We start from the raw sequence: 14726 nt of genomic DNA, 5'->3' as shown, positions 1-14726 counted from the left end.
CCTTGAGGAAACGACTCCACGCATGACCACGACGCTCCGCTCCGGCAATCGAATGACGCGCGCCCTCCTGATCGGCTTTGCCGTGGCGATGCTGGGCGCCTGCTCGACCACGGTGGTTCGCGAGCCGTCCTCGTCATCGACCCGCAAACCTTCTCAGGCCAAGCCCGGCGCGACGGTGCGCGTGCAGCGCGGCGATACCCTGTTCGGCATCGCGTTCCGCAATGGGGTCGACGTCAACGACCTCGCGCGTTGGAACGGCATCGCGCCGCCCTACACGATCTACCCCGGGCAATCGCTGAAGCTGTATCCGGGCAGCGTCGGCAGCCGGCCCACCGCGACGACAAAGCCCCCCAAGCCCGTCACCGGCGCGACCACGCGCCCGACACCGCCCGCACCGGTCACGCGCCCTGTTGCGACGCCAGCACCGGTGAACGCCGGATTCTCGTGGCGCTGGCCGGCGGAAGGACATCTGATCGGACGTTTCGTTGCCGGTGACGCCACCAAGCAGGGCATCGACATCGCAGGTAGCAGCGGCCAGGCGGTGCGCGCGGCGGCGGACGGTGTGGTGGTGTACTCCGGCGCCGGCCTGGTGGGCTATGGCGAACTGATCATCATCAAGCACAGCGAAGCCTGGCTGTCCGCATACGGCCACAACCGCAAGCGGCTGGTGAATGAAGGCCAGAACATCAAGGCCGGCCAGCAGATCGCGGAAATGGGCAGCAGCGGTGCCTCGCGCGAAATGCTTCACTTCGAGATCCGCCACAACGGAAAACCTGTCGATCCGCTGCAGTATCTGCCGGCACGCTGAGCATGTTTGCGATCATCCTGCCGACATGGCGGAAGCCGGCCCTGGGGGCCGTGATGGCGATCCTGGTACTGGCCCTGACCGCGTGCCAGCGTCCACGCAGCACGCAGGCTCCGTCGACCGTCGATGTGGTTACCCTCAATCTGTGGCATGACAAGCAGGACTGGCCTCATCGCCAGGACATGATCATTGCCGAGTTGAAGGCCCTGGCGCCTGATGTGATCGTGTTGCAGGAAGTGCTGCAGGATGCCGCGCTGCCCAACCAGGCGCAGGTGCTGGCCTCACGCCTCGGCTACCGGTACCGGTTCTTCTCCGCCGATGCGCCGCAACAAGCGCGACGGTATGGCAACGCCATCCTGGTCAAAGGCGCGATTGAACAGTCGCGTGAAGTGAAGCTTGCGCCACGCGACGATTACCGGAATGCGGGCTGGGTGCGGACCACGGCGCATGGGATGCCGTTGAACGTCTACGTGACCCATCTGCACTACAAGCCGGAGGGCGGGGCGATACGTGCCGAACAGATCGCGGGCGTGCTCGCGCTGATCGACGAGACGGCCGGTGACGCACCCTCGATCATCGGCGGCGACTTCAATACGCGTTCGGACACGCCGGAACTGGCGCCACTGCGTGCGCGCTTCCTTGAGGCCTACTCGGAGGCGCACGCGGGCGTGGACACCAACACGCCGGTGCACACCACGCTCAACACGCACCTGGGTCATCCACCGATCCGCATCGATCATGTCTTCGCCCAGCGCAAGGCGTTCCGCGTCGTCGACGCGGACATCATCCTTGACCAGTCCGACGCGAAGGGCGCCTGGCCGTCCGACCACTACGGTGTCCGGGTGCGGTTGGCCCGCGCGGTCGACTGACCCGCCGCGCCGGTGGCGCACAGCGAGGTTCCGCGCTGGTGGTCGTTGCCCCAGGTGCGGTGCCCGGACGTATCGATGTGGATCCTGGTCGGCGTGTAGAAGCCCAGCCCCATCGCCAGCGACGGACCCCGCGTGCGCCAGAACTCGCACAGGGCGCTAGCTTGGCTGCCGTCGGCGAGATCGAAGTCCAGCGCATTGTTGAGGAGGTGGCGGCTGCGCGTGCTCCCTCCCGAACAGCGGTTCAGTGCGGCGGAACGGTAACCGGAGCGCACGTTGCCGGCTTCGACGATACCCAAGGCCTGCAATTGCGCGACCACACGCAGGGTCGGCACGATGGCGGCGGCGCGGTCGGAAGGGGGCAGAAGGAACTCCGGCGCCTGGCAGGTCCGCCAGCGGCGGCTGGAGCGCAGCAGCGCATGCATCGGCACCACATCACCGACACCGGCGTCGGTCAGCATGCGTTCGTAAGCGATCAGACTCTGTGCGCTGGCGCCCTGCCGCCAATCGTCGTAGCGCTGCGCGGCATCCGGTGGGGTGCGGGTGCATGCGGTGGCGAACAGGATGGCGGGCAGCAGGAGCAGGTGCCGCATCGCCATGACGCGGTCAGCGTGGCGCCAGCAGGAACCCGGCCACGACCTTGCGCGACTCGCTGGCCAGCACGATGAACGTGCGGGCGGCTGCGGCGTTCGTCATGACCTCAAGACCGATCCCCTGGCGCAGGCAGGCGGCCATCACCGCGGCTGGCGGAAATACCTGCCGCTCGCCGGTGCCCAGCAGGATCACTTCCGGCTTCAGCGCCAGCAGCGGCGCCAGATCGTCCGGTGCAAGCGAAGCGCTGTCGCGTACCGGCCAGTCTTCGACGAGTTGCTGCGGTGAGAGGATGAAGCTGGCCGACAGCGTACGGTCGTTCACCCGGGCCGACTGGCCGTCGGCGGACCGGAGGGTGAAGGCGTAGTCGGGCAGTTCGTGGTTCAGTTGCATGGCGGGCGGCCTGCGCGCCGGGATCAGCCGCGCGGCAGCACGATGTGCCGGCGTTCCTTGCTGGGCCGATACAGCACGGCCGTGTGGCCGATGCGCTGCACCAGGGCGGCGTCGGCCTTGTCGGCCAGGTCGTCGATCATCGCGTCGCGGGCGTCGCGGTCCTCACCGGCGACCTTCACCTTTACCAGTTCGTGCTGCTCAAGCACGGCATCCAGCTCGGCGATGAAGGCCGGCGTGACACCCTTGTTGCCGATCTGCAGCAGCGCCTTCAGCTCGTGGGCCTGGCCGCGCAGGAAACGGGTCTGGGCAGCGGTCAGGGCGACAGGCATGCGGCACGGTACGGGTTCAAAAGGGTGATCAGGGTATCATGGCCACCCCCACGAACGGCTCCGGCGGCTCCCGTCGCAGCGTGCCCGGAGACCTCGCCGACATGGCCACCCGCAGCAAGAGCAGCCAGCGCTGGCTGAAGGAACACTTCTCCGATCCCTACGTGAAGAAGGCCCAGGCCGAGGGCCTGAGGTCGCGGGCTGCCTACAAGCTGGAAGAACTGTTGGAGCGCGACCGCCTGCTCAAGCCGGGCATGGTCGTCGTCGACCTGGGCGCCGCGCCGGGTGGCTGGTCGCAGTTCGTCCGCCAGGCACTGGGCGACAGTGGCCGCGTGGTGGCGATGGACATCCTCGACATGCCGCCGCTGGCCGGGGTGGAGTTCCTTCATGGGGATTTCAGGGAAGACAGCGTCCTATCCCAGTTGGAAGCCATGCTGGACGGCGCTCCCGTGGACCTTGTGCTGTCGGATATGGCCCCCAATAAGAGTGGTGTGGATGCGGTCGACCAGCCGCGGATGATGCATCTGGCGGAGTTGGCCATGGAGTTCGCCGACAGCCACCTGAAGCCGGGCGGGGCGTTCCTGATCAAGCTGTTCCAGGGCACCGGTTCCGACGACTACATCCGTGAGCTTCGCCGCCGCTATGACAAGGTGGCGATCCGCAAACCGGATGCTTCCCGCAAGCGCTCCCCCGAGGTCTATGCCCTGGGACAGGGCAAGCGGATCCAGATCAAGTAAGGTGACGTAAAGTGCGTATTACGAAAGAGGAACGCCGGAGCCGATGAGGATGAACGACCTGACCAAGAATCTGCTGCTGTGGGTAGTCGTCGCCGTCGTGCTGATGGTCGTCTTCCAGAGCTTCTCGCCCAAGGGTGGAGCGACCACCACTGGCGGGCCGATCACCTATTCCGAGTTTCTGCAGGAAGTCGAATCCGGCCGCGTAGCTTCGGTGGAGTTCACCAACGAGAGCAACCTCGCCACCAACGCCATTGCCTTCAAGCGCAAGGACAGTTCGAGCGGTACGGTCTACGGTCCGCAGGACGACAAGCTCGTCGATACGCTGCTTAGCAAGAACGTCACCATCGACCGCGAGCAGCCCGAGAGCGGCATCTCGCTGGTCGCGATCCTGCTGAACTTCCTGCCTGTGCTGCTGATCATCGGCTTCTGGATCTTCATCATGCGCCAGATGCAGGGCGGCGGTGGCGGCGCGAAAGGCGCGATGTCCTTCGGCAAGTCGCGCGCCAAGCTGCAGGGCGAGGACCAGGTGAAGGTGACCTTCGCGGACGTCGCCGGTTGCGACGAGGCAAAGGAGGAAGTCGGCGAACTCGTCGAGTTCCTGCGCGACCCGGGCAAGTTCCAGAAGCTGGGCGGCAAGATCCCGCGCGGCGTGCTGATGGTCGGCCAGCCCGGCACCGGCAAGACGCTGCTGGCCAAGGCCATCGCCGGCGAAGCCAAGGTGCCGTTCTTCAGCATCTCCGGTTCGGACTTCGTCGAGATGTTCGTCGGCGTCGGCGCCAGCCGCGTGCGCGACATGTTCGAGCAGGCCAAGAAGCACGCCCCCTGCATCATCTTCATCGACGAAATCGACGCCGTCGGCCGCCATCGCGGCGCCGGCCTGGGCGGTGGTCATGACGAGCGCGAGCAGACCTTGAACCAGCTGCTGGTCGAGATGGACGGTTTCGAGGGTGGCGAAGGCGTCATCGTCATCGCCGCGACCAACCGTCCCGACGTGCTGGACCCGGCGCTGCTGCGTCCGGGCCGCTTCGACCGCCAGGTCGTGGTCGGGCTGCCGGACGTGAAGGGTCGCGAGCAGATCCTGCGCGTGCACATGCGCAAGCTGCCGCTGGCCGATGATGTCGAGCCGATGGTCATCGCGCGCGGCACGCCGGGCTTCAGCGGCGCCGACCTGGCCAACCTCGCCAACGAGGCCGCCCTGTTCGCCGCGCGCGAGAACGCGAAGGAAGTCCGCATGGACCACTTCGACCGTGCGCGCGACAAGATCCTGATGGGCGCCGAACGCCGTTCGATGGCGATGAGCGAGGACGAGAAGACGCTCACCGCCTACCACGAGGCCGGCCACGCCATCGTCGGCCGCCTGGTGCCGGAACACGACCCGGTCTACAAGGTCACCATCATCCCGCGCGGTCGCGCGCTGGGCGTGACGATGTACCTGCCGGAAGGCGACAAGTATTCGCTGAACCGCGTGGCCATCGAATCGCAGCTGTGTTCGCTGTATGGCGGCCGCGTCGCCGAGGAGTTGATCTTCGGTGCCGACAAGGTCACCACGGGCGCGTCCAACGACATCGAACGCGCCACCAAGATGGCGCGCAACATGGTCACCAAGTGGGGCCTGAGCGACGAGATGGGCCCGATCGCCTATGGCGAGGAAGAGGATGAAGTCTTCCTCGGCCGCTCGGTCACCCAGCACAAGAACGTGTCCAACGAGACAGCGCGCAAGATCGATGAAGTGGTGCGCACCATCCTCGATCGCGCCTATGGGCGGACCAAGGCGATCCTGACGGAGAACATGGACAAGCTGCACGCCATGTCGCAGCTGCTGCTGGAATACGAGACCATCGACGTGCCGCAGATCGACGCCATCATGGAAGGCCGCGAGCCGCCGCCGCCGATGGGCTGGAACAAGGCCGGCAAGGACGATGACAAACCCGAGTCGCGTCCGCTGCCACCGATCGGGGGGCCGGCCGCGCAGACCTGAGGCGCGCTGGTCCACCCGTCGCGTGACGCGAAGGCCTGGCCATGCCAGGCCTTCGTCGTTTCGGTCTGACGGAAGCGACGCGAATCGCGATGCTTCCTTGTGCCGCGTCCGTCACGGTGGGTGGGGACTGGCGTCGCTCCCACAACAAGGCGCGCTCTACAATGCGCGCAGCACATCCGGAGAAGCGCATGTTCGACACCGCCCCCCAGCTCGAATGCGCCGGTCGCATCCTCCGGCTCGACCGCCCGCAGGTGATGGGCATCGTCAACGTCACCCCGGATTCGTTTTCCGATGGCGGCGCGCATGACACGACGGAAGCGGCCGTCGCGCACGCGCTGAAACTGGTGGAAGAGGGCGCGGACCTGCTGGACATCGGGGGCGAATCCACGCGCCCGGGCGCGGACGAGGTGGCGCTGGAGGAGGAACTGCGTCGCGTGATACCGGTGATCGAGCGCCTTGCCGCGCAGGTCGCCGTGCCGATCAGCATCGACACCTCCAAGCCTGAGGTAATGCGCGCAGCAGTGCAGGCCGGCGCGGGCATGATCAATGACGTCTGCGCATTGCGTCGCGACGGCGCGCTCGACGCCGCCGCGGCGCTCGGCGTCCCGGTGGTCCTCATGCACATGCAGGGCGAGCCGCGTTCGATGCAGGCCGCGCCGCAATACGACGACGTCGTCGGCGAGGTGCACCGGTTCCTCGCCGAGCGCATCTTCGCGGCCGAAATGGCCGGCATCGCGAAGAAGCACATCGTCATCGATCCCGGCTTCGGTTTCGGCAAGGACACCCCGCACAACCTGCAGTTGCTGGCGCAGCTGGAGCGGTTCGTCGAACTCGGCGTGCCGGTGCTGGCGGGCCTGTCGCGGAAGCGCAGCATCGGACAGCTCATCGGCCGTGATGCGCCGGCTGATCGCGTGGCCGGATCGGTGGCCGCGCACCTGATCGCCGCACAGCGCGGCGCGGCCATCGTGCGGGTACACGACGTGGCCGCCACGGTGGATGCGTTGAAGATATGGAATGCGGTCGCGGCCATCCCGGCGCCCCGCAAGGCGGCCGCCGCGCCGACGATCCGCTGGCCCGACGACGAGTAGGTAGCCGGTCCAGCCGCCACGCCGGGCTGCGTGGCGGACGGATGCGACAATACCCGCATGCCGCTCGATGCCCGTCCCCTCGCCATTGCCATCATGGGCCCGACCGCGTCGGGCAAGACCGCGTTCGCGCTGGAAGTGGCGCAACGTTTCGGTGGCGAGATCGTCAGCGTCGATTCGGCGCTGGTCTATCGCGGCCTCGACATCGGCGCGGCCAAACCCACGGCGGAAGAGCAGGCGCGCGTGACGCATCACCTGCTGGACGTGCGTGACCCGTGGCAGGCGTATTCCGCCGCCGAGTTCGCGCAGGACGCACGTGGCGCGCTGGACGATGTCGCGTCGCGCGGACGATTGCCGATCCTTGCGGGCGGCACGGGACTCTACTTCCAGGCCCTGCTCGAAGGATTGGCCGCCATGCCGGCGGCGGATGCCGCACTGCGCGCCGACATCACCGCAGAAGCGCAGACGCAGGGCTGGCCGGCCCTGCATGCGGCGCTGGCACAGGTCGATCCCGCCGCCGCCGCGCGCATCCACGCCACCGATCCCCAACGCATCCAGCGAGCGCTGGAGGTGTACCGCCTCACCGGCAAGCCCATCAGCCAGTGGCAGCGCGAAGCCAGCGGCATGCGCCTGCCGTTCCGCGTGCTGAAGCTGGTGCTCGCACCGGCCGACCGCACCGTATTGCATGAGCGCATCGCGCGCCGCTTCGACCTGATGCTCGAACAAGGCTTCCTCGACGAAGTCCGCCGCCTGCGCGCACTGCCCACCATGCAGGCCGTCGCCGCGCCCCTCGACCTGCCGGCAGTACGTGCCGTGGGCTATCGCCAGGCGTGGGAATACCTGGACGGCCAGGGCGACGCGACGACCTTCCGCGAGCGCGCCATCGCCGCCACCCGCCAGCTCGCCAAGCGCCAGCTGACCTGGTTGCGCGGAGAACGCGACGCGCGCTGGTTCGATCCGGCCACCGAGCGCGCCCGCCTGGACGACGCACTGGCCCTGTTCCTGCCGTGATCGTGGACCGTTTGGGTCACATTGTCCGGAATTGGGACCCGTTGCCTGACTTGGCAACGCCCCGCCGGGCCGATGTTGTGTAACATCGGGGCTCCGGGACGACAGGGGAGCAGTTCGTCGGCCCGGCACGGCACCACATACCTAACTATAAGAACGCAAGGCGGGAGTACGTCATGTCCAAGGGGCAATCCCTGCAGGATCCTTTCCTGAATGCACTGCGGCGCGAGCGCGTCCCGGTGTCGGTCTACCTGGTCAACGGCATCAAGCTGCAGGGCACCATCGAATCCTTCGACCAGTTCGTGGTCCTGCTGCGCAACACGGTCAGCCAGATGGTCTACAAGCACGCCATTTCCACCGTGGTGCCGGCGCGCAACGTGCGCGTCGGACCGGGCGGCGGCTACGTGCAGCAGGGTGACGAAGACGCCGAAGGCAGCGACGACGAAACCGCGTGATAATGCGTGCCTCGATTGAAGAGGCACGACCCCATTGTTTGAAAGATCCCGCAAGGGCGAGCATGCGCTGCTGATCCAGCCGTATGCGAGTGGCCGTCTGGATGAAGGCGTCACCGAGGAGTTCAGCGACCTGGCCCGTTCGGCCGGCGCCAGCATCGCCGCGCTGATCACCGCGCGCATCGACCGTCCCAATCCGTCCACGCTGATCGGCAGCGGCAAGCTGGACGAAGTGAAGGCGGCCGCCGATGCCACCGGTGCCGACCTCATCCTGGTCAACTTCCCGTTGTCTCCCGGCCAGGAACGCAACCTCGAAAAATTCCTCGAGCGACGCGTGCTGGACCGCACCGGGCTGATCCTGGACATCTTCGCCCAGCGCGCGCGCAGCCACGAAGGCAAGTTGCAGGTGGAACTGGCGCAGCTGCGCCACATGGCCACGCGCCTGGTGCGCGGCTGGACCCACCTCGAGCGACAGCGCGGCGGTTCCATCGGGCTGCGTGGCCCCGGCGAAACCCAGTTGGAAACCGACCGTCGCCTGCTGCAGAAGCGCGTCGAACAGCTGCAGAAGCGGCTGGAGAAAGTGGAAGTGCAGCGCACCCAGATGCGCCGCGCCCGCGTGCGCAGCGAACTGCCGCGCGTCGCGCTGGTGGGCTACACCAACGCCGGCAAATCCACCCTGTTCAACGTGCTGACCGGCGCGGAAGCCTACGCAGCCGACCAGTTGTTCGCCACGCTCGATCCCACCGTGCGTCGCATCGACCTGCCTGGCGGTGCGGTGGTGCTGGCCGATACGGTGGGCTTCGTGCGCGACCTGCCGCACGAACTGGTCGCGGCGTTCCGCTCGACGCTGAGCGAAGCGCGCGAAGCCGACCTGCTGCTGCACGTCATCGACGCCGCCGATCCGCACCGCGAGGAGCGCATCGCGCAAGTCGACGAGGTGCTGCAGGAAATCGGCGCCGGCGACCTGCCGCAGATGCTGGTGTTCAACAAGATCGACCGCATCGAAGGCGCCGAACCGCGCCACGACCAGCCCGACCCCGGCGTGGACGAAGGCGAGGCCCCCAGCGCCGGCATGGGCCGCGAGCGGGTATGGCTGTCCGCGCGCGACGGCGTCGGCATCGACCTGCTGAAGGGCGCGCTGGCGCAGCGACTGGGCTTCCAGCGCGTGCGCGGCGAACTGCACCTGCCGGCGAACTCCGCGCGCCTGCGCTCGCGCCTGCATGCGCTGGGCGCGGTGCTGGCCGAGGATTTCGAAGAGAACGGCTGGCGCGTCACCCTCGACCTGGCCCTGGCCGACGCGCAACGGCTCGCTTCGCAGGCCGGCGGGCATCCCCTGGAGGCGCTGCTGCCGAAGGTGGAGCGGGAGGAGTGGCAGTAGGGATTGCCTGCTTTCTGTAGGAGCGACGTCAGTCGCGACCGCACGGCCGGATCGGCAGGATCATTCGTCATGGCCGGGACGTGTCCCGGTCGCGACTCACGTCGCTCCTACAAAGGCCCGAATCCGGGGCGCGCATGACCTCCCGGCCTTGCCTCCGGGCCGGGCCGCCCCTATCTAGTAGAATCGAAACCTGCGCCGGCCCCGGCCGCGCGAATCTTTCAATACGGAGTGGGCATGGCCTGGAACACCCCTGGCAGTGGCGGCGGCGGATCTGGCAACAACGGCAACCGGAACAGCAGCTGGAAGCCGCGCAACCCGCAGGGAGGCGGTGGCATCGGCGACGTACTCGACCGCCTGCGCGGCCTGCTCGGTGGTTTCGGCGGTGGCGGCAACCCGTTGCGCTGGGTGCTGCTGGGCGTGGGCATCATGGTGCTGTTCTCCAGCTTCCAGCTGATCGGCGAACAGGACCGCGGCGTCGTGCTGCGCTTCGGCCAGTACGTGCGCACCATGCAGCCGGGCCCGAACTTCAAGTTCCCCTGGCCCATCGAAAGCGTCACCAAGGTCAACGCCACCGGCGTGCGCACCTTCAGCAACAGCCTGCCGGTGCTGACCCGTGACGAGAACATCATCACCGTGTCGTTCAACGTGCAGTACCGCGTGGGCGATCCCAAGCTGTTCCTGTTCGGCACCACCGACGCCACCCGCGTGCTGGAGCAGACTGCCCAGAGCGCCGTGCGTGAAGTGATCGGCCGTTCCGACCTGGACGCCGCGCTCAACAACCGCGGCCCGCTGTCGGCCACCGCCGGCACCGCGCTGCAGGCCTCGCTGGAGGCCTACCGCACCGGCCTGGTCGTCACCGAACTGAGCCTGCAGGACGCCCGCCCGCCGGAGGCCGTCAAGCCGGCGTTCGACGAGGTCAACAGCGCGCAGCAGGAGAACGAGCGCCTGGTGTCGCAAGCACGCGCTGTCGCGGCCAAGATCGTGCCCGAGGCGCGCGGCGACGCGCAGCAGATCCGTACCCAGGCCGAAGGCTACAAGACCGCCGCCATCGCCAAGGCGACCGGTGACGCGACCCGCTTCAGCCTGCTGCTGGACGAGTACCGCAACGCACCCGAAGTCACCCGCAAGCGCCTGTGGCTGGATACGGTGCAACAGGTGCTGGCCGACAACCGCAAGGTGGTCGGCGGCGACAGCCGCCAGCTGATCTACGTGCCCATGGGCAACGCCGCGGGTTCGTCCGCCGGCCAGCTGCCCGCGGGCGTGATTCCCACCGAAATGATGCCGCCCGTGGAAAGCACTCCGTCCAGTTCCCGCAATGCGGTGCGCTCCCCGCGCCCGGCCGGCCGTGAGGAGGCGCAGCCATGAGGAATTCCCTGATCGTCGGTATCGTCGTGGCCGTCCTGCTGGGCCTGATGGGCTCGGTCTACGTTGTGCGCGAAGGGCAGGTGGGCCTGGTGCTCAACCTGGGTCGCGTGGTGCGCAGCGAGATCGGCCCCGGCCTGCATTTCAAACTGCCGCTGGTGGAAACCGCGCGCGTGTTCGATCGCCGCTTCACCGCCAACGAGTTCCCGCCGGAACGCTCGCTGACCTCCGAGCGCAAGGACGTCAGCGTCGACTTCATCGCCATCGGCTTCATCGTCAACGCGGCCGACTTCTACCGCGCCACCGGCGGCCAGGCCGAACTGGCCACCGAGCGCCTGGCGCCCATCATCAAGGAATCGCTGCGCAACGAGATCAACTCGCGCACGCTCACCCAACTGGTGTCGGGCAACCGCAACGAGCTGATCGAGAAGCAGCTGCCCGGCATCAATGCCGGCGCCAAGAACCTGGGCATGCAGGTGGTGGACATCCGCTTCAAGCAGATCGACCTGCCCACCGACAGCGAAGTCATCGACCAGGTCTACAACCGCATGCGCGCCGAACGCACGCAGGTGGCGAGCGCTCTTCGCGCGCAGGGTGCCGAACAGGCGAGGATCGTGCAGGCGCAGGCCCAGCGTGACGTCGCGGTGCTGTTGGCTGAAGCCGAGCGCGATGCGCAGAAGCTGCGCGGTGAAGGCGATGCCGAAGCCGCCCGCCTGTACGGTGTGGCCGCCAACCGCGATCCGGCGTTCTACGCCTTCCAGCGCAGCCTGGAGGCCTACCGCGTCTCGTTCAAGGACGGGCAGGGCGTGATCGTGCTGGACAAGGACGACCCCTTCCTCCAGTACATGCGCAGCGACCGCTGAGCCTCCTCCACCGGCCGCCCCAGGGCGGCCGGTGCCGTTTCAGCCCTCCGTCTTTCATCGCCCTGCGCTTGGTCGCGGGGCCGGGAATCCGTCCATGTCCGACCTCTGGTCCGCCCTGTGCCTCGTCGCCATCCTCGAAGGCCTGGTGCTGTTCGCCATTCCTGCCGGGTGGAAGCGCGCCGTGGTGCAGCTGCTGCAGATGTCCGACGGCCAGGTGCGCGCGGTCGGCGGCTTCATCCTGATCTTCGGGCTGACGTTTCTGTGGGTGCTGAAGCGCTGAACGGAATTGCTGGGGCAGGGTAGCCCCCGTCCCCCTAAACCCGGATAATGCACAAAAGCCGGACGGGCTCCCTGCGTGGGAAGGCCGCCGGCTTTTTCCGTGTCTGGACCCGGCGTGGCGGGCGGCTCCCCGATGGAGCCTGCCGGCATCAACGGCGCCGTGGACCAGCACGACCCTTCCGGCGGCCCCGATGGCCGCCAACAATCGAGGAGTTACCCGTCATGGGTCAGTCAGTCGTCGTTCTCGGCGCCCAGTGGGGCGATGAAGGCAAGGGCAAGATCGTCGATCTGCTCACCGAGGAAATCGGGGCCGTCGTCCGTTTCCAGGGCGGCCACAATGCCGGCCACACGCTGGTCATCGGTGGCAAGAAGACCGTGCTCCACCTGATCCCGTCCGGCATCCTGCGCCCCGACGCGCTGTGCCTGATCGGCAACGGCGTGGTGCTGTCGCCGGCCGCGCTGATCAAGGAGATCGACGAACTGGAATCGGCCGGCGTGGAAGTGCGTTCGCGCCTGAAGATCTCCCCGGCCACGCCGCTGATCATGCCGTACCACATCGCCCTGGATCAGGCCCGCGAGAAGGCCGCCGGCGGCAAGGCCATCGGCACCACCGGCCGCGGCATCGGCCCGGCATACGAAGACAAGGTGGCGCGTCGCGGCATCCGCGTGGCCGACCTGCATTACCCCAAGCAGCTGGAAGAACTGCTGCGCACCGCGCTGGATTACCACAACTTCGTGCTGACCAAGTACCTTGGCGTGGACGCGGTCGATTTCCAGAAGACCTACGACGAAGCCCTGGCCTTCGGCGAGTACGTGCAGCCGATGAAGTCCGACGTGGCCGGCATCCTGCACGACCTGCGCAAGCAGGGTAAGCGCGTGCTGTTCGAAGGCGCGCAGGGCGCGCTGCTCGACATCGACCACGGCACCTATCCCTACGTCACCAGCTCCAACACCACCGTCGGCGGCGCGTTCGCCGGCACCGGCGTGGGCGCGGACGCCATCGACTACGTGCTGGGCATCTGCAAGGCCTACGCCACGCGCGTGGGCGGTGGTCCGTTCCCGACCGAGCTGGACGACGACGTCGGCCAGGGCATCCGCGACCGTGGCCAGGAATACGGCGCCTCCACCGGCCGTCCGCGCCGCTGCGGCTGGATGGACATCGTCGCGCTGAAGCGCGCCGTCGCCATCAACGGCATCTCGGGCCTGTGCATCACCAAGCTGGACGTGCTGGACGGCATGAAGACGCTGAAGATCTGCATCGCGTACGAGTACCGCGGCAAGCGCACCGAGTACGCGCCGCTGGACGCGGGTGGTTGGGAAGAGTGCACGCCGGTGTACCTGGAGTTCCCGGGCTGGGACGAGAATACCCATGGCGTCACCGAGTGGGAAAAGCTGCCGCCGGCCGCGCGAGCCTACCTGCGTGCGCTGGAAGAACTCTCCGGCTGCCCGCTGGCCATCGTCAGCACCGGCCCGGACCGCGACCACACCATGGTGCTGCAGGACCCGTTCGCGTAATCCGCCGTCATCCCGGCGAACGCCGGGACCCCGCGACTGAGAAAGCCCCGCACCCGCGGGGCTTTTTCATGCCTGCCCCACATTCCGGCACACGCCTTGCAGGGTCATCACCACCCTAAATAGCGGCCGCCCGTGGCCGTTAGTAGCAACAGATGTCACCCGAAATTGTTGGAGCCCCCATGCATCGCAACGCCGCCCACGCCTCTGTCATCACCGGTCCCTGGCAGGCCTCCGCCCCCAAGGCGGCGGCTCCGCGCGCGCCCGAGCGCCGCAAGTCCACCGCGGCGCAGGATGCCGCCGACCTGCGCGCCGGCCTCACGCCTGCGCAGTTGATGACGTTGGAAGCGCTGGAAATCTTCCAGTGGCGCCTGGCCTTCGTGCGCCGTCCGCTGTTCTGCGCGCCCATCCCGGTGTTGTTCGATCGTGACGCAACGCGTCATGTGGTGATCGAAGAAGACGGCACGCTCAACGAAACCCCCACGCTCGTCCTGCGCGCCTGACGGCTGCATATCCTTCTCCCCGCGGGCGGGGGTGAAGACGATCTGCTTGCGCGGCATGCCGCGCGATCGTCGGAACGCCGGGCGTGCTTCGCCCGGCCGGGGTGGGTGCCGAAGGCGGATGAGGGGCAAGCGCGATCCCTCCAAGCCCGTCGCCGCTTTCCCTGAACGCCCCTCCGCGACACAACGCGGTCCTCACGTTCCCTTGAGCCCGGCCGATAGAAGGTAAGGCTGCCGCCACAGCGGCATGCACGTCCCCGTTCCACGCCATCAGGAGCCCCCACCGGATGACGGATCCCCATCGCCCCCGCGACACACCCGACCCGGACACTTCGGGCACCTCTCCCCGTACGCCGGAGCGCCGCAAGGGCGCGCCGAAGATGGACGACGCCATGCTGCTGACCGGCCTCACCCCGCAGCAGCAGGCCACCATCCACACGATGGAAGCCTTCCACTGGCACCTGAAGTTCGTCCGCCGCCCCTTGTTCAAGACGCCCATCCCCGTGCTGTTCAACCGCGAGGGGCGCTACGTGGTGGTCAACGAGGATGGGACGATTGATGAGCAGCCGGCGTTGAAGTTGAGGGATTGAG

17 protein-coding genes are annotated in these 14726 nt (G+C 67.6%); 14 read left to right on the top strand and 3 right to left on the bottom strand.

The annotated features are described in order from the left end of the window. Positions 1–22: 22 nt before the first annotated feature. Positions 23–808, top strand: a complete 786-nt coding sequence (locus tag FB548_RS08865; protein ID WP_142124409.1) for a peptidoglycan DD-metalloendopeptidase family protein — start codon at positions 23–25, stop codon at positions 806–808. 2 nt (positions 809–810) lie between these two features. Continuing rightward, the gene (locus tag FB548_RS08860) at positions 811–1674 is read left to right on the top strand and encodes an endonuclease/exonuclease/phosphatase family protein (RefSeq protein WP_142124408.1); all 864 of its coding nucleotides are present in this window, start codon (positions 811–813) and stop codon (positions 1672–1674) included. On the opposite strand, the gene FB548_RS08855 is transcribed toward FB548_RS08860, so the two are convergent. From FB548_RS08855 to yhbY, 3 genes are read right to left on the bottom strand one after another with little or no spacing between them, the layout of a single operon-like run. Next, a complete protein-coding gene (locus tag FB548_RS08855) occupies positions 1635–2270 on the bottom strand; it encodes a D-Ala-D-Ala carboxypeptidase family metallohydrolase (protein WP_142124407.1) in 636 nt (211 codons plus the stop codon). The genes FB548_RS08860 and FB548_RS08855 overlap by 40 nt on opposite strands. Positions 2271–2277: 7 nt before the next feature. After that, positions 2278–2655, bottom strand: a complete 378-nt coding sequence (locus FB548_RS08850) for an Mth938-like domain-containing protein (RefSeq protein ID WP_142124406.1) — start codon at positions 2653–2655, stop codon at positions 2278–2280. Between the two features lie 23 nt (positions 2656–2678). Then, positions 2679–2984: a ribosome assembly RNA-binding protein YhbY gene (yhbY, locus tag FB548_RS08845; RefSeq protein WP_142124405.1), complete on the bottom strand. Its 306-nt coding sequence runs from the start codon at positions 2982–2984 to the stop codon at positions 2679–2681. A 101-nt stretch (positions 2985–3085) separates the two neighbouring features. On the opposite strand from yhbY, the gene rlmE reads away from it, so the two are divergent. From rlmE to FB548_RS08785, 12 genes are all read left to right on the top strand, one after another. After that, a complete protein-coding gene (rlmE, locus tag FB548_RS08840; protein ID WP_142124628.1) occupies positions 3086–3718 on the top strand; it encodes a 23S rRNA (uridine(2552)-2'-O)-methyltransferase RlmE in 633 nt (210 codons plus the stop codon). Positions 3719–3767: 49 nt separating this feature from the next. Beyond that, positions 3768–5696 (top strand): ATP-dependent zinc metalloprotease FtsH, encoded by a 1929-nt coding sequence (gene ftsH / locus FB548_RS08835; protein ID WP_185742045.1) that lies wholly within the window; start codon positions 3768–3770, stop codon positions 5694–5696. Between the two features lie 188 nt (positions 5697–5884). Further along, on the top strand, positions 5885–6784 hold the full coding sequence (folP, locus tag FB548_RS08830; protein WP_142124403.1) for a dihydropteroate synthase: 900 nt from the start codon (positions 5885–5887) through the stop codon (positions 6782–6784). A gap of 57 nt (positions 6785–6841) precedes the next feature. Beyond that, on the top strand, positions 6842–7792 hold the full coding sequence (miaA, locus tag FB548_RS08825; protein WP_142124402.1) for a tRNA (adenosine(37)-N6)-dimethylallyltransferase MiaA: 951 nt from the start codon (positions 6842–6844) through the stop codon (positions 7790–7792). 173 nt (positions 7793–7965) lie between these two features. Next, positions 7966–8244, top strand: a complete 279-nt coding sequence (hfq, locus tag FB548_RS08820) for an RNA chaperone Hfq (RefSeq protein ID WP_142124401.1) — start codon at positions 7966–7968, stop codon at positions 8242–8244. 34 nt (positions 8245–8278) lie between these two features. Then, positions 8279–9619 carry a ribosome rescue GTPase HflX gene (gene hflX, locus FB548_RS08815; protein WP_142124400.1) on the top strand — a complete coding sequence of 447 codons (1341 nt, stop codon included), beginning with the start codon at positions 8279–8281 and terminating at the stop codon, positions 9617–9619. Between the two features lie 234 nt (positions 9620–9853). Then, entirely contained in the window at positions 9854–10984 is a 1131-nt protein-coding gene (hflK, locus tag FB548_RS08810) for an FtsH protease activity modulator HflK (protein ID WP_142124399.1), read from the top strand. Then, on the top strand, positions 10981–11844 hold the full coding sequence (gene hflC / locus FB548_RS08805; RefSeq protein WP_142124398.1) for a protease modulator HflC: 864 nt from the start codon (positions 10981–10983) through the stop codon (positions 11842–11844). The genes hflK and hflC overlap by 4 nt, the downstream gene beginning before the upstream one ends. Positions 11845–11938: 94 nt before the next feature. Beyond that, positions 11939–12124 (top strand): DUF2065 family protein, encoded by a 186-nt coding sequence (locus FB548_RS08800; RefSeq protein ID WP_142124397.1) that lies wholly within the window; start codon positions 11939–11941, stop codon positions 12122–12124. Positions 12125–12345: 221 nt separating this feature from the next. Continuing rightward, entirely contained in the window at positions 12346–13638 is a 1293-nt protein-coding gene (locus tag FB548_RS08795) for an adenylosuccinate synthase (protein WP_142124396.1), read from the top strand. A 179-nt stretch (positions 13639–13817) separates the two neighbouring features. Then, positions 13818–14138: a hypothetical protein gene (locus FB548_RS08790; protein ID WP_255470461.1), complete on the top strand. Its 321-nt coding sequence runs from the start codon at positions 13818–13820 to the stop codon at positions 14136–14138. A gap of 284 nt (positions 14139–14422) precedes the next feature. Next, a complete protein-coding gene (locus FB548_RS08785; protein WP_255470460.1) occupies positions 14423–14725 on the top strand; it encodes a hypothetical protein in 303 nt (100 codons plus the stop codon). The last annotated feature ends 1 nt before the right edge of the window (position 14726 follow it).

Source organism: Pseudoxanthomonas sp. 3HH-4 (assembly GCF_006716465.1).
Classification (GTDB): Bacteria; Pseudomonadota; Gammaproteobacteria; order Xanthomonadales; family Xanthomonadaceae; genus Pseudoxanthomonas_A.
The sequence above is the reverse complement of the archived record's forward strand: the minus strand, read 5'-3'. Positions and strand labels throughout refer to the sequence as shown.